The 20,764-nt window shown below is 32.4% G+C and carries 19 protein-coding genes; 6 read left to right on the forward strand and 13 right to left on the reverse strand.

What is annotated here, in order from left to right:
• The first annotated feature begins 91 nt into the window (after positions 1–91).
• Positions 92–784, forward strand: coding sequence for a 5'-methylthioadenosine/adenosylhomocysteine nucleosidase (locus H3S74_RS03440; protein WP_198199927.1), 693 nt, complete (start codon positions 92–94; stop codon positions 782–784).
• 71 nt (positions 785–855) lie between these two features.
• Here H3S74_RS03440 and rnd read toward each other — a convergent pair whose 3' ends face one another.
• Complete coding sequence (gene rnd / locus H3S74_RS03445) at positions 856–1,944, reverse strand: ribonuclease D (RefSeq protein ID WP_198247219.1); 1,089 nt, start codon at positions 1,942–1,944, stop codon at positions 856–858.
• Between the two features lie 24 nt (positions 1,945–1,968).
• On the reverse strand, positions 1,969–3,123 hold the full coding sequence (locus H3S74_RS03450; RefSeq protein WP_198247220.1) for a metallophosphoesterase: 1,155 nt from the start codon (positions 3,121–3,123) through the stop codon (positions 1,969–1,971).
• 32 nt (positions 3,124–3,155) lie between these two features.
• Between H3S74_RS03450 and cmoA the strand changes: the two genes are divergently transcribed.
• Positions 3,156–3,926, forward strand: coding sequence for a carboxy-S-adenosyl-L-methionine synthase CmoA (gene cmoA, locus H3S74_RS03455; RefSeq protein WP_232354826.1), 771 nt, complete (start codon positions 3,156–3,158; stop codon positions 3,924–3,926).
• A gap of 35 nt (positions 3,927–3,961) precedes the next feature.
• A complete protein-coding gene (gene cmoB / locus H3S74_RS03460) occupies positions 3,962–4,930 on the forward strand; it encodes a tRNA 5-methoxyuridine(34)/uridine 5-oxyacetic acid(34) synthase CmoB (protein ID WP_198247221.1) in 969 nt (322 codons plus the stop codon).
• A 132-nt stretch (positions 4,931–5,062) separates the two neighbouring features.
• Here the strand turns inward: cmoB and H3S74_RS03465 are convergent, their stop codons facing one another.
• The 5 genes from H3S74_RS03465 to dsdC form a co-directional block, all read right to left on the reverse strand.
• Positions 5,063–5,962, reverse strand: a complete 900-nt coding sequence (locus H3S74_RS03465) for an endonuclease/exonuclease/phosphatase family protein (protein ID WP_198199931.1) — start codon at positions 5,960–5,962, stop codon at positions 5,063–5,065.
• 239 nt (positions 5,963–6,201) lie between these two features.
• Positions 6,202–7,128, reverse strand: a complete 927-nt coding sequence (locus H3S74_RS03470) for a hypothetical protein (protein WP_146208323.1) — start codon at positions 7,126–7,128, stop codon at positions 6,202–6,204.
• A gap of 151 nt (positions 7,129–7,279) precedes the next feature.
• Positions 7,280–8,215 carry a hypothetical protein gene (locus tag H3S74_RS03475; protein WP_198247222.1) on the reverse strand — a complete coding sequence of 312 codons (936 nt, stop codon included), beginning with the start codon at positions 8,213–8,215 and terminating at the stop codon, positions 7,280–7,282.
• A 247-nt stretch (positions 8,216–8,462) separates the two neighbouring features.
• The gene (locus H3S74_RS03480) at positions 8,463–9,287 is read right to left on the reverse strand and encodes a MetQ/NlpA family ABC transporter substrate-binding protein (protein WP_198247223.1); all 825 of its coding nucleotides are present in this window, start codon (positions 9,285–9,287) and stop codon (positions 8,463–8,465) included.
• A 162-nt stretch (positions 9,288–9,449) separates the two neighbouring features.
• The gene (gene dsdC, locus H3S74_RS03485) at positions 9,450–10,412 is read right to left on the reverse strand and encodes a DNA-binding transcriptional regulator DsdC (RefSeq protein WP_198199938.1); all 963 of its coding nucleotides are present in this window, start codon (positions 10,410–10,412) and stop codon (positions 9,450–9,452) included.
• Positions 10,413–10,626: 214 nt separating this feature from the next.
• Here dsdC and dsdX point away from each other — a divergent pair, with 214 nt between their 5' ends.
• Together dsdX and dsdA are read left to right on the forward strand one after the other, a co-directional pair.
• Positions 10,627–11,964, forward strand: a complete 1,338-nt coding sequence (dsdX, locus tag H3S74_RS03490; RefSeq protein WP_198199946.1) for a D-serine transporter DsdX — start codon at positions 10,627–10,629, stop codon at positions 11,962–11,964.
• 19 nt (positions 11,965–11,983) lie between these two features.
• Positions 11,984–13,315, forward strand: coding sequence for a D-serine ammonia-lyase (gene dsdA / locus H3S74_RS03495; RefSeq protein ID WP_198247224.1), 1,332 nt, complete (start codon positions 11,984–11,986; stop codon positions 13,313–13,315).
• 66 nt (positions 13,316–13,381) lie between these two features.
• Here dsdA and H3S74_RS03500 read toward each other — a convergent pair whose 3' ends face one another.
• Positions 13,382–14,344 carry an aldo/keto reductase gene (locus tag H3S74_RS03500; RefSeq protein WP_198247225.1) on the reverse strand — a complete coding sequence of 321 codons (963 nt, stop codon included), beginning with the start codon at positions 14,342–14,344 and terminating at the stop codon, positions 13,382–13,384.
• Positions 14,345–14,504: 160 nt separating this feature from the next.
• On the opposite strand from H3S74_RS03500, the gene H3S74_RS03505 reads away from it, so the two are divergent.
• Entirely contained in the window at positions 14,505–15,386 is an 882-nt protein-coding gene (locus tag H3S74_RS03505; RefSeq protein WP_198247226.1) for a LysR family transcriptional regulator, read from the forward strand.
• A gap of 234 nt (positions 15,387–15,620) precedes the next feature.
• Here the strand turns inward: H3S74_RS03505 and H3S74_RS03510 are convergent, their stop codons facing one another.
• The 5 genes from H3S74_RS03510 to H3S74_RS03530 form a co-directional block, all read right to left on the reverse strand.
• A complete protein-coding gene (locus tag H3S74_RS03510) occupies positions 15,621–17,018 on the reverse strand; it encodes an FAD-binding oxidoreductase (RefSeq protein ID WP_198247227.1) in 1,398 nt (465 codons plus the stop codon).
• Positions 17,019–17,195: 177 nt separating this feature from the next.
• A complete protein-coding gene (locus H3S74_RS03515; protein WP_198247228.1) occupies positions 17,196–17,987 on the reverse strand; it encodes a phosphatase PAP2 family protein in 792 nt (263 codons plus the stop codon).
• 363 nt (positions 17,988–18,350) lie between these two features.
• Positions 18,351–18,932, reverse strand: coding sequence for a hypothetical protein (locus tag H3S74_RS03520; protein WP_198247229.1), 582 nt, complete (start codon positions 18,930–18,932; stop codon positions 18,351–18,353).
• 80 nt (positions 18,933–19,012) lie between these two features.
• Entirely contained in the window at positions 19,013–20,248 is a 1,236-nt protein-coding gene (locus tag H3S74_RS03525; RefSeq protein ID WP_198221271.1) for a M20 family metallo-hydrolase, read from the reverse strand.
• Positions 20,241–20,726: an L-2-amino-thiazoline-4-carboxylic acid hydrolase gene (locus tag H3S74_RS03530; protein WP_086363667.1), complete on the reverse strand. Its 486-nt coding sequence runs from the start codon at positions 20,724–20,726 to the stop codon at positions 20,241–20,243. The genes H3S74_RS03525 and H3S74_RS03530 overlap by 8 nt, the downstream gene beginning before the upstream one ends.
• Positions 20,727–20,764: the final 38 nt, after the last annotated feature.

Genomic DNA, 20,764 nt, shown 5'->3' on the forward strand with positions numbered 1-20,764 from the left:
TCCGTTATATTCATTTATTGTCAAGTTAACTTACAGCAATTATGATAGCACATTTAAAATAAATATACGGTTAATAAGCCAAGAGGACCATATGAAAATTGCTATTATCGCTGCTATGGAAGAAGAAGTAGCCATACTAAAGAGTAAAATTACCGATTATCAATTAGAGCGTCATTTAGGATGTGATTTTCATATTGGTAAAATAGCCAATTGTGAAATTGTATTATTACAATCAGGCATAGGTAAAGTTGCTGCAGCCTCAGGAACAACATTATTATTAAATAATTATCAAGTTGATGCAGTTATTAATACCGGTTCAGCGGGTGGTCTATCAACGGAACTGAATATCGGAGATATTATTGTATCAAAAGATGTATTTTATCATGATGTTGATTTAACCGCCTTTGGATATAAACCTGGTCAAATGTCAGGTTGCCCTGTTTCATTTGCTGCTGATATTAATTATCAATCATTAGCTAAACAATGTATAAAGAAACATGGGGTCAATGCTGTTGATGGCTCAATTGGCAGTGGTGATGCCTTTATCAATGGTAAAAGCAATTTAGAACGGATCAAGCAAACTTTTCCTGATGCAATCGCCGTTGAAATGGAAGCTGCCGCTATTGGCCATGTTTGTTGGTTATTTAAAGTACCTTTTGTGGTGGTGAGAGCAATTTCTGATAATGGAGATGATGAATCGGCAGTTGATTTTCAATCATTTTTAAAACTTGCTGCAGCCCAATCATCAAAAATTGTTGAATCGATGCTAAGTGAACTAGCTTAATATAGAGATTGGTGTCAATGTAATTTGACACCATTTAACTAAAATTTTGTCATTCTTCCATTATGATTTAATCAATTAGGCAGGTCATATTGTTCAAATAATGGTTTTCGCCATCCTGACAGAATTTCTGGAATTTCACCTTTCCTATCATTTTGCCATTTTACATACTGATTGATTAATCGTCTTGAAAGTATTAATTCGCTATTAAGTCCTGTTTGTGATGCTATTTTTTCAGCAATTTGTTTCAATAAATCAGCAATATTTTTATAATTTGGATAACTATTAATACGTTGAATTGTCGGAATAATAGGTATAGGTTGAAGCAATATATCCAAAATTGTTTGACCATATGAACGGATATCTTTACCTTTCATACCCAATTTATCCAGTTCTGCTAAGGAGGTTGGTTGATAACGCGCAATTTTCCATAAAATCTCTTCGTGCACCACAAAATTCAACGCTATATCGTGAGTTTTGGCAAATTGATAACGCCAGCAAGCAAGTTTAGCTAATTGCCCTAAACTATCCCCTTTCAATTGCCAGCTATTTTTAATATTTAAGTAAGCCTTTTGAGGATCAAATGTTTCACATTTACGTGCAATTGCATTTTGACACTCTTGATAAGCAGCCGCTAAATAATCAATCGATATAAGCTGAGATTTTAAACTATTCATTAATGGAAACAGATATAAAACATCATTAATAGCATAATCACACTGTTTTTCTGTCAAAGGGCGTTTTAACCAATCAGTTCGTGTTTCGCTTTTATCTAACTCAACGCCAAGATATTTATTAACTAAACTTGCATAACCACTACTAATTGGATTATCCAAAAAAGAAGCTAAAATTTGGCTATCAATTACTGGAGAAGGAACACAATTAAATGTATGTAGAAACACTTCAATATCTTCGCTGCAGGAATGGAAATATTTTTCAATTTTAGGATTGGTTAAAATCACTAAGAATTCCTGCCAATCGTTAATATTAAGCGGATCAATTAAGGCGGCATGTTTACCATCAAAAACCTGTAACAGCCCTAAATGAGGATAAAAAGTCCTAGTTCGTACAAATTCAGTATCCAATGCTATAGCACTACTATTCTTGATCTTTTGACAATAATTGGATAATTCATCATTACTAATAATAAATTGATAATTCAAAATACGCTTCCTATTTAAGATAATCTATTGAATGGTAGTTTTGTTGACAAAAGATACATCGATTACAACGATTTCAGAGCGAGTCATTAATCGAATTGGTGGGCCTCCAAATCCGTAACCGCTATTGACTATACTGGTGAAATGATGATCAGTATCGTGATAAATTCCATTGGCATTTTTGTACATCATCGCCACCAATATATTGATAGGAAAGATTTGACCACCATGAGTATGTCCAGATAACATTAAATCTACTTGTTGTTCTGCTACATCTTTAATATCTCGTGGTTGGTGATCTAGTAAAATTATTGGTCTATCAGTATCAGAAAACATAATTAAATCGGATAATGAGGCGCGCTTAACATCGTACTTATATGATGAAAAGTCATCACGCCCTATCAACGTAATGCCAACCTCATCAAGATAAACAATATCATCTTTCAATACTTTTAAATGCGCCTGTTTGAATGCATTAATGATATCTTCTTCACGATTATTATTATCATGGGTACCTAAATATTCATGATTACCAAAAATAATATAATTGCCGTATTTCGACTTTAATTGTTGGAACTGTTCAATAAATCCATTTTCGAGGAAAGGTTTTAATCGTTTATCTAATGTATCGCCAGTTATCACAATAAAATCAGCCTTTAAGTTATTTACCTTGTCAATCATGTTTTGAATCATACTTGCAGAGGTATGCTCATTAATATGAATGTCAGAAAGTTGCACAATTCTTAGACGATCAACGTTGGCTGATTTATTAATTACAACCTGATAATCAACTATTTTAGGATTTATCGCCATTTCATGACCAAAACAAAACAAAGCCACAACCGCAATAATAAAACTGATTTTATGCCAAAGATTGGGCTTAATTTGCTTTTTACAAAACCGATAAACAATTTCAAAAATGAGTGTTATAAAAACACTACAGATCATCAAACCAGAAATCGTTAGCAGAAACAGATGTAATCCCGAGGTTAAAATATCATTTAATACTCTAGCAAGAATTAACGATCCACCGGCCAAACCAATAGTCAGCCAATAAATAATTCGACCATAACCGCTTAACTGAAGGTTAAACCAAAACTGCCAGCGTTTTCCTAATAAAAATGTGACCGAAATAGTGATAATAATCGTTGCAAAAATGGCTATAAAATCAACAAAAGTCATAATTACTCGAACAATTGGACGCAAAAAATGGTATGATAACAGAATTAGATTCTATAGTACCAATAACTTTTATGGATACCAAAAAAGACCAGCTATTTGCAACTCCGATCGACAAATTAGGTGATTGGACTTTTGACGAAAAAGTTGCCGAAGTTTTCCCTGATATGGTGCAACGATCGGTACCCGGTTATTCGAATATAATATCAATGATTGGTATGTTAGCTGACCGATTTGTACAACCTAACTCCATTATTTATGATTTAGGCTGCTCGTTAGGCGCTGCCACTCTCGCCATTCGCCGTAATATCAAACACGAAAATTGTCACATTATCGCTATTGATAACTCATTACCTATGGTAGAGCGATGCAAAAAACATATTGATGCTTATAAATCAAATACGCCTGTCGATGTTATCTGTGAAGATATTTGTAATGTAAATATGCAAAATGCATCAATGGTAGTTCTTAATTTTACCTTGCAATTTTTAACTCCCGAAAATCGACAACGGGTTTTAAATAATATTTATCAAGCTTTGCGACCAAATGGCATATTAGTCTTATCGGAAAAGTTTAGTTTTAGTGATGTAACTGTCGATGAATTATTATTTAATATGCATCATGATTTTAAAAGAGCCAATGGCTATAGTGAACTAGAAATAAGCCAAAAACGTAATATGCTAGAAAATGTCATGCTTACAGACACCGTTGCGACCCATAAACAACGTCTGATAACAGCAGGGTTTGAGCATGTTGATACTTGGTTTCAATGTTTTAATTTTGGCTCGATTATTGCTATCAAATAACCTCTAGATTTAATTTGACTATAAAGGAAAAAAGAATGATTGATTTTGGTGATTTTTACCAAATTATCGCAAAAAATAAGCTTAAAAATTGGCTTGAAGTTTTACCTGCGCAATTGGCTAATTGGCAAAAACAAAATTTAGATAACCGTTTTAGTCAATGGATAAATAGTATAAAGCACTTGCCTGCAATTACTCCTTTTCAAGTTGATCTATTACATAGTGTAACTGTAAAAACAGAGCAACCATTATCTTCTGGCGAACAGCAACGTATCACACAATTATTAAAAACCATGATGCCATGGCGTAAAGGCCCTTTTCATATTTATGGCGTTGATATTGATACTGAATGGCGTTCCGATTGGAAATGGCAAAGATTGATTAATCATATCGATAATTTAGAAGGTAAAACAGTTCTCGATGTTGGTTGTAATAGTGGTTATCATTTATGGCGTATGATTGGTGCAGGAGCCAAACTTGCTGTTGGTATTGACCCAATGGCTCTTTACCTTTGCCAATTTGAAGCAATAAGAAAACTATTAGGCAATGATCAGCGAGCTCACTTACTTCCATTAGGCATTGAGGAATTACCAAAATTAAACGCATTTGATACGGTTTTTTCAATGGGAGTATTATATCATCGTCGCTCACCGCTTGATCATCTTTATCAATTGAAAGATCAATTAGCTGATGGTGGCGAATTAGTACTCGAAACATTGGTTATTGAGGGAACCGAACATCAAGCATTAATGCCTGGTGAACGTTATGCTCAAATGCGAAATGTCTATTTTATTCCATCAGTACCAACCATGATAAATTGGTTACATAAATGTGGTTTTAAAGATATAAAAATGGTTGATATATCCAAAACCAGTTTGGATGAACAACGCAAAACAGAATGGATGGAATCAGATTCATTAGCGGAATTTTTAGATCCGAACGATTTATCCAAAACAGTAGAAGGTTATCCTGCGCCAATGCGGGCAGTATTTGTTGCTAGAAAATGATTTTTTAATTTTATTGGGATTAAAAGTAACGATTATTTTTCTAGTCTTTTAAAATAGATAAACACAATAAAAAAACGGGCTTTTGCCCGTTTAATCTATCAATATATTTTATATAAATAAGTTCGATTAATATTAATTATTTTTTATGATCATTTGAACAGGATAATGATCGGAATATTTGTCCGTAAAATCATCTTTTATTACTTCAACATCAATGACATTATTTTTAAGTGGTGGTGAAACATAGATATAATCATAGCGTAATGGAACTGATGCTTGATCATAAAATACTTTAGTTGGTGCAGTTGCGACAAATTCTTTATGCTTAATTTTTAATGCATCAATAAAACCAGCATCAAGAAGATTTTGTTGTACAGTATAACTTAGTTTACCATCAACCAGATTTTCTAAAATTGGCCTTTTCTTTTGCTTTTCTTTAATATCCTCTAAAAGGGTACTTTTATCATAGTCAGATTTATCTGCCGGTGAAAACGAGTTCAAATCTCCGGCAATTATCCATTTCCCTTTAGGATCACGACTATATTTGATTGAATCGATAATTAAATTAATCTCATCAATTCGTTTAGCCGTCCAAAATGGATTCATATGCGTAATTACAAAATGATAATTTCCAATGTCTGCATAGAGTGCCCCATGCCACAAATTATCAACGACTTTGTTAACATTAATTATTGGATACTTTGAAGTAATAGCTACAGGGAAAAAAGCAGCATCTTCTGGTGATTCTTTTAAAAGAACCGCATATTTATGACCATAACTAGCTGCAAATTTTTCAAGTTTTTCACGAGTAAAAAAATTCATTTCTTGCCAAGCAATAATATCGGCATCTTGTGCTTTGGCCCAATCAATATATTTCTGTTTCCCTTCACTCTCATCTAACTTCATACCATTATAGACGTTATAACTAATGATTTTTAGTTGTTTAGCATCATCAAGTGAGGCAAAAGCGCTAGAGGTACTAAGAATAATTCCACTAATCAATGCGACAATTTTCAACTTAGTTTTATTCATAAGATATTCCTTTCTATTATTAATATCACATTAATACTATATCGATTTAACTTTAACCAAAAGTTTTTTTGTAATTTATGTGAGTTATATCAATAAAATCATTTAAAAATTGTGCTAATTAACTGCTGTCAATCCTGAAAATATTTATCTAAATAATATTTTTTACTTACCAAGAAAAAAGCACCTAATTGTTCAATTAGGTGCCACATATAATATATTATCAATCAATAATTAAATAATCATTCAATAATAATAAGATTTAATTCATCACTATCCTCTAATGCCGATTCAATTTCTCTAGTAGCATACATATATGTGTGTTCTGGATCTATATCTCCAACACATCTTCTCATGATATCGTGTTTTGTTCTGAAAGTTTCATCGGATTTTATTTGATTATATAATTTAGTCAAATCATCTCCTTTTAAGGTGAAAAGGTTATTCCAATCAGCTAAATGTTGTTTTACAAATTCTCGCCCCTCATCACATTTAATTTTATCTAAATTAATATTGGGAACAATATATTTAGTTAAATCAGCATATTTCTTTGGTTGGTTTGGAAATTGTATTGTCTTAAGATCTTCTTCAGATTCAGCTAGATAATCAATAAAATCAGCTTCACGAAACAATTTATCCTTTTTAGTAATACCTTTACTTCTTATTTCATCTGGTAACTTATCATTTATGCCATAATCCCATGCATTCTCATATCTATCGTCATTTCTTTCAATAAATACATCATTAATAATTTTAATAGGAAGTTCTATCTCATGAGGTTCACCATTGATAGTCACTTCGAACGTTTTAAGATGATCTTTAATTCTACTTTCGTAATTTTCTTGACTATTCGTATAATATGTTCGATACATATAATAATTGGATTGAGTTGGATTGATAAATCCAGTGTTATTAAATGTTGAGGGTTTAGCTAAAAAGTTTAATGATTGGCCATTATAAGTCAACTGATGTTTACCATATTCAAATTCATATTTAACGCTTGATTTAGCGGGAATAGCTAACTCATTACCATCAATTGCTACTTTTATTTCCTTGTCTGTTGGGTTATCAATCAAACGTTTTACAGATTTTCCTGTAGTGCTTGATTCAAAGCAACCAACCAAAGAAAGGCTACATACCAAAAGCAAAGAATATTTAAATCTTTTCATAACATCCATTTATTTAGTTTATATTACAAGAGTACAAATCTTAACATAAAAAAAATGATGTTGTTAATAGAAAAATTAAAAGGCACTAAACCTAATTATAAGATTTAGTGCCTTTTATTTTTTATAATTTGATCTTTAAAAGATTTTAGATTTATTTGATTACAAAAAAGTATATATCACGTCCCTTAGTTAAAGCGTCTTTTAACGGCCTAATAGCTTTGGAATAAGTTTGTTCAGGATCTTTTTCGTTAGGACAAAGTTTTTTAGAATCAAGTAAGGCATGCATACCATCATATCCCCCTAATCCTTCATACTTACTTGCAAAATCACTTGCTGTTAAATTAAAAAGTTGTTGCCACTTATCTAATGTGTCTTGTAAATATTTTTTACCTTCATTACATGTAATACTTTCCAAATCAAGTTTCGGAAATAGATACTGATTAATTTCAGACAATTTTTTAGGTTTATTAGGAAAACTAACCTCATCTTCCTCTTCTAACCAATCTTCTTGTAAAAACTTCAAATATTCGCTTTCACGATACATTTTAATTTTACGAGATTGATAAGATTGATTTTTATTAAGATTTTCAGTAATTTCGTCAGGAATATTTTCATCAATAGAGTAATCCCATCTATTATCTCGATCTTCAATAAAGAAATCGTTAACCACTTTCACAGGAAGATCAATCTCTACTTGCTCACCATCTAAGATAACATCAACTTTATTAAGTGATTTCTCAAATAATTTGTCATACGTTTCATCACTGGTGTTGTCAGTTGCATAGATAAAAGTGTGTAACATATAGTTGCTTTGGGTTGGATTAATAAAGCCTCGACCATTGAATTTTACAGGTTTTACAACAAAGTCAATTGACTCATTATTATAAGCTAGATTATGTTTACCATATTCAAAAGTATACTTGATATTTGAATTAGCTGGAATGACAACATCTTTACCATCAATAACTAACTTAATTTCATTGGCAGTAGGATTATCAATTAAACGAACTTGTGAGGTTGGACCATTAAAGCAGCTACAAAGCGTTATGCTACAAGCTAATATAAAAGAATATTTTATTTTTTTCATCACATTTAACTACTTTTTTATATAATTTTCACATCGAAGTGCGTAAATATTAACACAACGAATTTTAGAGTAAATCATCAAAATCTAAAACTCTTTATTAAGAAATACTAAAATCAAATCAAACCTTTGATGCTATAACAACCTACACAATAAATTTATTTTAATTATTTATAAATATGCAATGTTATGTACAACAACATAAACTATCCTAATTTATTACTAGAATAGTTTATAGATAATTGTTTGCTTATTGTTGTGGCCAGATAAAACGACCTTTCGCATCAGGATCTTCACTAATGAATTTTTTAAGTACATCTGATTGGTAAAGTTGTTTTATCTCTTGAGCCCATTTACTGTTCAAATTTTCTTTTTTTACAACCACCATTAATTCTAGATTAGGTGTTAACTTTTCTTGTACTAAAACATTATCAGCTGGAATTTTACTTAACCATGCGACACCGCCAGGCATTATCGCATAATCAACTTCACCAAGAGTTCGAGGAATTAATTCCGATAATATCGATTTAAATTTCAAATTATATCTATTGTCAGCAATGTCATTTAAATCTAATGTCCCTGATTTGCTTTCAGGTTTTAAAGTAATCCAATTTAAGCTTTGCAAAAATAATAGTGATCTGGCTTTATTTGAAGGATCATTAGGTATGACAATTGTTTGGTCATTCGCTATTTCATCAACCGAATGATGCAGTTGAGAAAATAGCGCAGCAGAAATCGAAGGAATATGGACTAAAGAAACAAGATCACTTTTAGTTTCTTTATTGTATACATCAAGATAAGCTTGATGCTGTGCTGCATTAAGATCAATACTTCCTTCAACTAAAGCGGTATTTGAGTCTCTAAGAGAGCTGAAATTTACCAATTTAACTTTATAACCCTTTTGTTCTAAAGCTGGCTTAACGATTTTCTCCATCATGATGTTATGCATACTTGGCGGTAAACCAACAATGATCTCTTTTTTGTCTTGCTGACTTTCTTTGGCTGATTCTGACTTATTGTCACAGCCAATCAGAGTCAAACCCAACAGCAGAATTAAGTAAATATATTTTTTCATTATCACTCCCTATTTCAATCAGTAAGTTAATCTAATTGAACAACTAATTCTATTATTTAGAGATAACATTATAGATAGTGATTAACTATTGGGATAATACGAAAAAATTATATCTATATTCATAATAGATATATACAATTACTCTTTATTTTTCACTAATTTTTAGATAACATTTTCAACCGGCTGCTCAGCCAGATTTTCTTTTAACCATCTAACAAAAGCCTTCACTTTTGGATTGCGGTGCCTAGTAGCAGATACTACATAGTAACGCTGTTTACATGTTAAAGCCATATTTGGAAATGGTGTGATTAACTCGCCTGAAGCAATATATTTGTTAATTATGTTTTTTCTTCCCATGGCAATACCCGAATGATTAATTGCAGCGACGATAGCTAAATCGGATCGATCAAATAACATCGTCGGCAAATCTTCAAAATCAATATCAATATTAAAGTGCTTGCCCCAAGATTGCCATTCATCGAAGTTAGAATCATATCGCCAAGCTTGATTGTCGTGTAATATTAGACAATGTTTTAGATTTTCAACACATTCATTAAGTTGATAGTGTTCAGCATATGTAGGACTACATATCGGCATAATTGTTTCATTCATTATGTGATAAACATCCAAATCTTCATGTTGCAAATCATCATAATAAATTGCTAAATCAACACAGTGCCGATTAAAATTGACTACCCCATTGCCGGTTAAAATATTCAAGGTAATATAAGGATGTTTTTTATTAAATTCAGATATTTTCGGTACAAGCCATTCTTTTGCAAAGGAAGGACGCGAATAAATGGTTAGTTGTCCCATCAATTCTTGACTCTTTATTTCAAATATTTCTCTATTTAGTATCGCCAAAGATTTTTTTAAAATATTAAATAAATTCTTACCATTTTGAGTTAACTCAATCCGGCGATGAAACCGGTTAAATAACTTAAAATTTAATTCTTCTTCAAGTTTATTAATTTGATGACTAACGGCACTTGGGGTAATACATAACTCTTCGGCTGCACGCATAAAAGAACAATAACGTGCAGCAGCTTCAAAAGTGTGAAATTTTGCTAATTGATATCCTGATACCAATCGATTAGTGGTAATAAAACGATCATCATCCAACATTGCACATCCTTACTTACCTAATTTTTTTAACATTTAACTAAAAATGACAAATCAAATACAATTAATTAAATTAATAACTACTACTTTCTTACAGCATAATGCTTATTCAACCGAGTATTACTCATGTGAAGATGATTAATTATCATTTGTCAGTTATCTCCCCATAAAATCTAATACGCGCTGATTTTTACTTTCATTGAAATGGGAAAACATTATGGATTCACAGATTTGGGAGTTAGGTGTTTTAATTTCAAGTATTTTATTAATTGTAATAAGTATAATCAAATTTAAACTTCATCCATTTTTAGCTTTATTATTATCCAGCTTTTATGTTGGTGTATTGATGAAAATGAAGCCATTAAATATGATTGCTTCTATTGAAGATGGTATTGGTGGTACACTCGGTTTTTTAGCTGCAGTAATTGGTTTAGGTACCATTCTGAGTAAAATGATAGAAATATCAGGTGCAGCTGAACGCATTGGTATTACTTTACAAAAATGCCGCTGGTTATCACCAGATGTTATTATGGTATTGATTGGCATGATTTGCGGTATAACATTATTTGTTGAGGTCGGCGTTGTACTCTTGATACCATTAGCCTTTTCAATTGCTAAAAAAACCAAAACATCATTGTTAATGTTAGCAATTCCATTATGTACTGCACTTATGACGGTTCATTGTATTGTTCCACCTCATCCAGCTGCACTGTATGTCACTAATGCTTTAGGCGTTGATATTGGTAGTGTAATTTTATATGGATTAATTATTGGAATAATCGCATCATTAGCCGGAGGTTCTATTTTTTTAAGAATGATCAAAAATAGAATTCCATTTAAAGCAGTACCGGAACAATTTTCCGATTTAAAAATAAGAACTGCAGAAGAATTACCTTCATTAGCTGCAACATTACTTATAATTTTATTACCCATTTTTCTCATGCTGATTAAAACAATTGCGGAGTTAAACATGGATAAAAACACGTCAATTTATACTGTTTTAGAATTTACCGGTAATCCTATTACCGCTATGTTTATTGCTGCATTTGTTGCCTATTATATGCTAGGTCTAAGACGTGAAATGAAAATGGCTGACTTACTCAATAAAACTGAAGATTGTTTTTCAACAATTGGCAATATTTTGTTAATTATCGCCGCTGGTGGTGCATTTAATGGTATTTTAAAAGCGAGTGGCTTGAGTGATAGTTTAGCGAGTATTTTATCTCTCTTAGATATGCATCCAATTTTATTGGCATGGCTAGTAGCAATAATTTTGCATGCGGCAGTAGGTTCAGCAACGGTTGCTATGATGGGCGCCACAGCAATCGTATCACCGATGCTAATCCTTTATCCTGATATCAGTCCGGAAATCATTACACTGGCTATAGGTTCGGGTGCTATTGGTTGTACCATAGTTACTGATTCGTTATTTTGGCTTGTTAAGCAATATTGTGGTGCGACAATGACTGAAATGCTGAAATACTACACCTCTGCAACATTCATTGCTTCAGTAGTGGCATTAATGGTTACTTTTTTATTATCTAATTTTATTTAGATATCTTTCAAGGAGCGATATGAATCAAATAGAGATACAAACACTTATAGCCGATAAACCGTTAGTAAAAAAGTTAATTCAGCTTCAACCATGCAGTTGGTTTAATCCTGATACCACAACTTTAGCAATAGGCCTTCCTTATGTTGGACTTGATCAAATTGATATAAAAAAAGCGAGTGAACGCTTAAATCGTTTTGCACCTTACTTAGCATTAGCTTTCCCTGAAACAGCAACAACCAAGGGTATTATTGAATCACAGTTAGTTGAAATTACTAATATGAAAAAAGCTCTTGAAGCCAGATATAATGTTGCTATCGCCGGTCAACTTTATTTGAAAAAAGATAGTCATTTACCTATTTCTGGCTCAATTAAAGCTCGCGGCGGTATTTATGAAGTCTTAACTTATGCTGAAAAACTAGCTATTGAAAATGGATTACTATCAGAACATGATGATTACAGCAAATTCTATTCCGATAAGTTTAAACAGTTTTTTAGTCAATATCGTATTGCGGTAGGTTCAACAGGTAACCTTGGTTTATCAATTGGCATAATGAGCGCTAAACTCGGGTTTCAAGTTAGCGTACATATGTCGGCAGATGCCCGAGAATGGAAAAAAAAGAAATTACGAGATCATGGTGTTAATGTTATTGAATATGAACAAGACTATGGTGTTGCCGTTGAACAAGGCCGTAAAGCAGCAGAATCTGATCCAAAATGTTTCTTCATCGACGATGAAAATTCTACTACCCTATTTTTAGGCTATTCAGTCGCAGGTGAACGCACGAAACAACAATTCAATGAGTTGGGAATTAAAGTTGATAAAGATCATCCTCTTTTTGTCTATTTACCATGTGGTGTAGGTGGTGGCCCTGGCGGTGTTGCTTTTGGTTTAAAAATGGCATTCGGTGATAATGTACATTGTATTTTTGCTGAACCGACCCATTCACCGTGTATGTTACTAGGGGTTTATACTGGTTTACATGACAGAATTTCGGTACAAGAGATCGGCATTGATAATATTACTGCCGCAGATGGTTTGGCTGTGGGTCGGCCTTCTGGATTTGTTGGACGAGCGATGCAACGTCTCTTAGATGGATATTACACCCTGTCTGATCAGGATATGTATGATTTGTTAGTATTACTGGATAAAACCGAAAACATGCAACTTGAACCTTCTGCCCTAGCTGGTATGCAAGGTCCCGTCATTGTTACTAATAATTCTAAATATTTAGAACGTATGCAATTTACGCCTCAGCAATTACAAAATGCAACTCATTTAGTATGGGCAACTGGCGGCGGAATGGTACCGAAAGAAGAGATGCAAAAATATTTAAATTTAGGAAAAATTTAGTGACAATTACTGACAAATATCCCAATGATATTTGTCAGTAAATTTAATCTTGTACATAGCAACTAATTAAAGCGCGCCGACAATACGATGAGGCAAGTAAAGTTCTTCAAGATAAGCAATATCTTCTTTAGTTAATGAAACCTTTAATGCCCCTACCGAATCATCCAAATATTGCGTTTTGGTTGCCCCAATGATTGGTGAAGCAACGCCTTTGGCAAATTGCCATGCAAGAGCAATTTGAGTCATGGTTACAGTGTATTTTTGCGCAATTTCATTAACTCTTTTCACTATATTCATGTCGATTTGTTGGGTACTATCGTATTTAGCAACAGCCGTTTTATCAGTTTTACTACGTAGTGTATTGGTCTGCCATTCTAACCGGGAGAGTCTACCTGCAGCTAAAGGGCTATAAGGGGTTAATGAAACATTGAATTGCTTACAGATAGGAATTAATTCTCTTTCATCTTCACGATATAATAAATTATAGTGATTCTGCATCGAAACAAACGGCGTCCAACCATTTTTTTTAGCGGCTAATTGCATATTATAAAATTGATAACCATACATCGCAGAAGCACCTAATGCTCGTACTTTACCACTCTGAACTAAATGATGTAACGCAGCCATGGTTTTCTCAATTGGTGTACTGTAATCAAAACGATGGATAATATATAAATCAACATAATCAGTACCTAATCGTCTCAGGGATCCATCAATTTCTCGTTCAATTGCTGTTTTAGATAAATGCCCTTCATTAAAATAGACTTTAGTAGCCAGAATTACTTTGTCTCGAGCTATATTTCGTTTAATCGCTCTTCCTACATATTCTTCGCTGGTACCACTAGAGTATGTATTTGCTGTATCAATAAAATTAATTCCTAGATCTAAGGCATGTTTAATAATTGTTTCGCTTTGTTCTGGATTAAGTGTCCAATCATGCATTTTACTAGCAGGATCGCCAAAACTCATACATCCTAAACAAAATCGTGAGACTTCAATATCAGAATTACCTAATTTTATATAATCCATACTTTTTACCTTACTAGTTAATAATAGATTGAATAATTTAATAAATTTTTAAAAATTCAATTTTAATTATGATTATTTTATCGTTAACTTTTATTGAGATAAACGTATTATTCATTTATAGTATCATGAATTAAATTCATTAATTTTCTATTTATATCCGATGTATAACTATAATGAACTAAACTATTTTATTACTATAGCTAAAGCAAAAAGCTTTGTTGGTGCAGCTAAATCTTTAGGTGTTTCGTCCTCAGCACTCAGTCATAGCATGCGAAACTTAGAAACACGTCTGAGTTTACGACTATTTAATCGCACGACTCGAAGCCTATCATTGACAGAAGCAGGTGAACAACTTTATACACAAATAGCCCCTCTATATCGACAAATCAATGAAGAAGTTGCTGCTCTTGGCGATTACCTTGATACTCCATCGGGTACCATTAGAATTAATGCATCTAATATTGCTATTGAAAATTTTATATACCCTAAATTAAGTCAATTTTCACTACGCTATCCACAAATTAAAATTGAAATTCAATGTGACAATAACTTAGTCGATATTGTCAAACAAGGTTTCGATATGGGCTGCCGAATCGGAAATGATTTGGCAAAAGAGATGGTAGCAGTAAAAATATCAGAACCTTTGCGAATGGCTTTAGTGGCTAGTCCTGATTATTTGCGTCAGAGAACAAAACCAAAACAGATAAATGATTTAGATCAACATTTATTAATTGGCAAAAAAGTTTCAACCCAATATGGAATGGAATCGATATGGGAGTTTTCCGATAAAGGCAATATTATTCAATATCACCCTATTTCTCACTTCACAATCAATAATCATTTAAGAAAACAAGCTACTCTTGATGGCTTAGGTATTAGTTGGATTGGTTATCCAGATGTAAAAAATGAATTAGCATCAGGACAACTTATAGAATTATTACCTGAATATTCAATTACATATGAACCTTTTTATATTTATTATCCAAGTCGTAAGGGGCATTCAAATGTATTTAGACTAGTATTAGAAGCATTAAAAAACTAGTTTAGTTTCAAATGATTGATAAAAAATGACATGAAAAATTAATATTTAAATCTACAAACAATTTTTATGTCTAATACTCGTTATATAGTACATTAAAATGAAGCTCACATAAGTTTAAAAATAAAATCTTTTCTAATATTAAACAATGTATTGAACTTTATTGATATTATCTAATATCAGCTTAAATAATTAGTTATTTAACAAAAAATAACTAATTATCTTGCTGGCACTATGTTATTGAACGGTTTGAATATGGTAGCGTTTCAATAACATATTATTGAATTTATTGTGTGGATCTAAACGAGCTTTAAGTTTAAAAAATTGCTCAGCCTGTGGATATGCTCTTTGAAATTGTTCTGTTGTCGCATGTAATTGATAAGGTAGATAGTAACTTCCTTGATTTTCCAAAACAGCATCTATTAATTCCCTTGTCCAATTACCAACATGTTGTTTGCTCAATTCATCAGTGTCTTGCTGATAATAGACCACAAAAGCAAATACTTCCGATTTTGCCCAAGCCAGTAATGAACCACTATCTTGGTTGGCATGACGAATAGAAATATTAATAACATTAACTTTATATTTTTTCAAAATAGTGACTAATTTGGGATAAAAGTGATCAAATTGTTCAACCGGTATAAAATATTCTTGCAAAACAAAGCTTTTATTTTTAGTCGCTATCGGTTGTAAATACGAGACATCATAACTAGCCTCATAATTACGCCACATTACTGGTTTTTTTATGTAATAAAAATCATCAAATAATTTACGTAAATTTTTACCAGTAGTCGAGGAAGATACAATTTTGATTGGCTTTTCCAGATTATGCGATTTTTTATCATCAGATCTTAATCGTTGCAAAATCGTTAATGGTTCTTCAGTCTGTTTATAAGTAACGGATCTCACTCTTTTATAATCTGGTGGATAAATTATCGCATTATGGAATATCGATTTTTTATCAGAACGAATATGTTGGGTAAAATATTGATAATAATTGGTAATTGGCATAGCTTTACTAAAACGTTTGACTTTAACATTATCTGCAAGTTGTAAAGTCACTTCGGTGATTATACCTAAGCCACCATAACCCCCAATAGCACCATAGAATATATCTTGATTTTGCTCAGGACTAGCTATTACTACTTTGCCATCAGCTAACACAATTTTAAATTGTTTTACCGAAAGAATTATAGGTCCTTCACCTATATAACGGCCATGAACATTAACACTTAATGATCCACCAATACTAAAATTAGCATAACTTTGCATTATTTTTACAGATAAATCATAAGGGTCTATAAGCGCTTGGACTTGATGCCATGTGGCACCGGTCTCGATAGTTAGCAACTTTTGTTCAGGTTTAAAATCAATGACATGATTTAATTTGCGAGTATCTATTTGTACGGCGCCCTGAATTGCGGTTTGTCCTCCCATACTATATTTACCACCAGCAATACTAATTGGCCCGCTAGCCTTTTTAACTATATCAACAACTTGTTGAGTAGATTCTGGTTGCACAACTGCAGCAACTTGAACTGGTGTCATTCCAGTTACATCATTAACTTCTACTGCCATGACAGTCAAGGGCAATAAAAAACCAAATACAGATAATAATAAATTTATTTTTTTCATTTTAAATACTAATTGCAAATCAAATATAGCTAGAATGATTATCTTAACTAGTATAAATATATAGTTCCATTATTTTATTGAAAAATATAGAGTTAGATAACTTTAAAAATTCATAATAGTGCTCCCCTAAGCCTATTATAAACTAGATTCTTTATTCACTCAGGGGAGATAGACTACTTATTTTAATAAACTATATTGTTGATTAATTTCTTCGTTAGCTTTGCGAAGGTCTTCTTGAAATTTTGCAATAGTTTGTAATTTTGAGTATTCTACAGCACCGACTATACGACCAGCGTTAACATCTGTCTGCCAATGAGCACCGCAAATCACTCTACTTTGACCAAACTCATAACCACGTTTTATTATTGTTTCGGCATGTGAAGGAGCAATTTGAGCTAAAACTAATGCTAATGTCCAACCATAAGCTGTATGACCTGATGGGAAAGATCCATTTTGACGTAATCGATCTTCTTCCTCAATCGGTTGACAAGAATGATTACCAAAATAGACAAATGGACGTTTTCTCATGTAAAATTCTTTGGCAGTTTTAGTCGCATTGTCTGCTGAATCGACTAATAGATCGCCAAACATTTTATATAAAGTAGGCGTAGTCTCTGGCGAAATTGTGATACCGAGCGATTGAGAAAATATTTTAGCCACATTCGCAATATGCAAATCAGCATCCTGTATCGCTTGTTGCCAACGCTCTGTACCTTTAAGGTTATAACCATGTAAATAAGCTATTTTATCTGCTTCAAATTCAGGTGTCCCTTCTTCTGGATAAACAGGTAAATACTCTTTACTACTCACCGCTTGCTCGGCAGTGTGATAAGTAATCCCTACTTCATGGCCTAAAAAATCCTCTGTTGAACCTTTTTGGAAAGCAAATAACGATGAAGAAAAAAACAAAGAGCAATATAGCGTTGAAATAAAGATAGTTAGTTTTCTGTTCTTAACATTTTTAACCATTATTTACTCCTATTACTTGGTTGATTGATTTAAAAAACAATTAATTAAATTAAGGGAGCTTAAAAAAATTTTTATAAATAAAAAGTGAAAGAAACATCTAACATTGCACAAACATTTCTAGTTTTTTATCAATTGTTTGACTGAAAATGGAAAAACTAATCTAATTGTAATGGGTTATATCTTCGTTAGATTAGTCATCCGAACGTAAATACGAGAAAAGTTCAATTGTATTTAAACTGATATTAAAAGCATTGAAATACTGAATATCGAAGTACGAAAACTTTATTACTTCTTATAAGGTCGAGTATACGACCTTATGAAAATATATTAATTCATTTATTCACTTAAAATAATTAATTGAGATTATTTTTTATTATCTAAGGGAATATTCGTTTTTTGAATAAATTTTTTCCAAATTAGTAATTGAACTAATATTTTTTTAGTTGTAACTTCATCGACTAAATAACGTCTTTCAGACTTAAATAAGCCAAAAATACCGTTATCAATAAGGGTCTGAGATATATAAGGAATATTATTATTTATTAAATATTTTCTACCCAAGACGCCTAATTTTATATTAGCTTCATATTCTTTTTGTTTTAAAGAACGCTCTTGTGCCGGTAAATTTGCCCATTTTAAAAAATTGACAAGTTCTTTTATTGCATCATCAACTTGGGCTGTTTCAATTTTAGGATAAGTTAAAAGTATGTTATTAAAATAAGTATAATATTGCCTATAATCATTTTTTTTACCAACAAAAATATAGAGATCATTTTTACCTATATATTCGTTACATTGATTTTTATCTGTATTAAACACACAATATTTGATTTTTATACCTGTATTGTATCTATCATACTCTTTGGGTGGAACCATTCGAACCGAATCTTTAGGAGCACATCCAATAATGAAAATAGCCAAAACAAAATAAATTATTTTTTTCATTTTTAATCCTTTAATCTTGTAAACAATGGCTCTAATTGAAATAGTCAAATTATGTCTTTATTAGAGGAAAATAATATCGTTTATTGCGATAATTCTAATAAAGTATCCAATAAAACATCTGCTCCGGCTTTGCACCAGGAAGTAGTTATCGATTCAGCTTCATTATGACTTATCCCTTTGATACAAGGAATAAATATCATTGAAGTCGGCGCGATGCTACTCAAATGACAAGCATCATGACCTGCACCAGAAACCATTTCAATTGCCGAATAATTATTTTTTATTGCCGCCTTTCTAACTGACGTTATGCAGTTTAGATCAAAATGGATAGATGGCATGCTAAGCACTTTTTTTATTTCCAGTTTTAAATTTAATTTCTCAGCAATTTCAGATAATTGAGCATAGATAAGCGTTTCAAAGTTTGCCAATAATTCAGAATCATAATGTCGTAGATCTATAGTAAAAAAACAATGATCCGCAACTACATTACGAGAATTTGGGCTGACAGTTATCATACCCACGGTTAACCTAATATCTTTGCTGTCTGGATGTAATGCCAGTCGGTTTAAAGCAGTCACAGATTCAGATAATCCCACCACCGCATCTTGGCGCATATTGACTGGCGTTGTTCCTGCATGGGCAGCTAAACCCGTCAATGTGACTTCATACCAACGCTGGGCAAACGCACCTTTAACAATACCAATTGTTTGATTTTGTTGTTCAAGTATAGGACCTTGTTCAATATGAGCCTCAATAATGGCTTTAATTGATTGATTGGCTATTTTAGCATTACCCAAATAACCAATATCTTCTAATGCTTGTTTAACCGTAATACCATCTTGATCTTTTATCGCATAAGCTTGATCAAGATCCAGCTTGCCAGTAAAAACAGCTGATCCCATCATGGCTGGCGCAAAACGTGAACCTTCTTCATTAGTCCACATCACTAATTCTATAGGGTGATTAGTTTGAATATTATAATCATTTAACGTTAGTAAAACTTCTAAACCAGCTAATACGCCATAGATCCCATCATACCGGCCCCCCTTTGGTTGACTATCACCATGTGAACCGGTCATCACTACTGGTAAATCTTTAAGGCCTTCTCGACGTATAAAAATATTACCTATCGCATCGACTTGAACTTTAAAACCAGCAGATTGACTAATTTGAATAAGTAAATCACGGGCTTGTTTATCTAAACTCGTTAATGTTAAACGTGTCACACCGCCATTTTTAGTCTTGCCTATTTGAGCAAAATCATCAAGCAATTTTTCAAGGCGTGTAATATTAATTTTGGGTTGTAAACTACTCATTATTTTTGCCCCTTAGGCAGTAACGAAAATCACAAATACCATCACCCATCATAATAGTATGAGGACGATCTAATTTAACTTGCGGAGCATAGCCTTCGATAAATTTACTATCGCGATTACAGGATAATAAAAAACCAATTTCAGCTAATCCCATTTGCTGATACATTTCTGCGTATCGACATCGATGGACATTATAGTCATATCGCTCATGACTGTTTTCAACGACAGTAATTATTAAAGCATCATCTTGTTCCCACAGATGTTGTAAGGCTACAAAACTTTCAACGCTAGTACCATTGGGCTCCTTTGCAGCAAACTCTTTTCCAGATTCAACTGCTGCTTGGGCAACCGCTTCGCCAATAACCGCCTTAGCGACCTCTTTACCATAATCGCGTGTTAATATTTCATATATAGGTTTTATTATTTCTGCTTCAATTTTACGACGATGTAAAATACCTATTTCGGGAAATTCTTGCATCACTTATACCTCAATCATTCTAACTATTATTTTTTAAG

This window comes from Gilliamella sp. W8126 (assembly GCF_016102185.1).
Lineage (GTDB): Bacteria > Pseudomonadota > Gammaproteobacteria > Enterobacterales > Orbaceae > Gilliamella > Gilliamella apis_A.

Excerpts from the sequence above, each read along its gene's own strand:
- H3S74_RS03440 (WP_198199927.1), top strand. The coding sequence starts at position 92 with ATGAAAATTGCTATTATCGCTGCTATGGAAGAAGAAGTAGCCATACTA.
- H3S74_RS03450 (WP_198247220.1), bottom strand. The coding sequence starts at position 3,123 with ATGACTTTTGTTGATTTTATAGCCATTTTTGCAACGATTATTATCACT.
- cmoA (WP_232354826.1), top strand. The coding sequence starts at position 3,156 with ATGATAACAGAATTAGATTCTATAGTACCAATAACTTTTATGGATACC.
- cmoB (WP_198247221.1), top strand. The coding sequence starts at position 3,962 with ATGATTGATTTTGGTGATTTTTACCAAATTATCGCAAAAAATAAGCTT.
- H3S74_RS03465 (WP_198199931.1), bottom strand. The coding sequence starts at position 5,962 with ATGAATAAAACTAAGTTGAAAATTGTCGCATTGATTAGTGGAATTATT.
- H3S74_RS03470 (WP_146208323.1), bottom strand. The coding sequence starts at position 7,128 with ATGAAAAGATTTAAATATTCTTTGCTTTTGGTATGTAGCCTTTCTTTG.
- H3S74_RS03475 (WP_198247222.1), bottom strand. The coding sequence starts at position 8,215 with ATGAAAAAAATAAAATATTCTTTTATATTAGCTTGTAGCATAACGCTT.
- H3S74_RS03480 (WP_198247223.1), bottom strand. The coding sequence starts at position 9,287 with ATGAAAAAATATATTTACTTAATTCTGCTGTTGGGTTTGACTCTGATT.
- dsdC (WP_198199938.1), bottom strand. The coding sequence starts at position 10,412 with ATGTTGGATGATGATCGTTTTATTACCACTAATCGATTGGTATCAGGA.
- dsdX (WP_198199946.1), top strand. The coding sequence starts at position 10,627 with ATGGATTCACAGATTTGGGAGTTAGGTGTTTTAATTTCAAGTATTTTA.
- dsdA (WP_198247224.1), top strand. The coding sequence starts at position 11,984 with ATGAATCAAATAGAGATACAAACACTTATAGCCGATAAACCGTTAGTA.
- H3S74_RS03500 (WP_198247225.1), bottom strand. The coding sequence starts at position 14,344 with ATGGATTATATAAAATTAGGTAATTCTGATATTGAAGTCTCACGATTT.
- H3S74_RS03505 (WP_198247226.1), top strand. The coding sequence starts at position 14,505 with ATGTATAACTATAATGAACTAAACTATTTTATTACTATAGCTAAAGCA.
- H3S74_RS03510 (WP_198247227.1), bottom strand. The coding sequence starts at position 17,018 with ATGAAAAAAATAAATTTATTATTATCTGTATTTGGTTTTTTATTGCCC.
- H3S74_RS03515 (WP_198247228.1), bottom strand. The coding sequence starts at position 17,987 with ATGGTTAAAAATGTTAAGAACAGAAAACTAACTATCTTTATTTCAACG.
- H3S74_RS03520 (WP_198247229.1), bottom strand. The coding sequence starts at position 18,932 with ATGAAAAAAATAATTTATTTTGTTTTGGCTATTTTCATTATTGGATGT.
- H3S74_RS03525 (WP_198221271.1), bottom strand. The coding sequence starts at position 20,248 with ATGAGTAGTTTACAACCCAAAATTAATATTACACGCCTTGAAAAATTG.
- H3S74_RS03530 (WP_086363667.1), bottom strand. The coding sequence starts at position 20,726 with ATGCAAGAATTTCCCGAAATAGGTATTTTACATCGTCGTAAAATTGAA.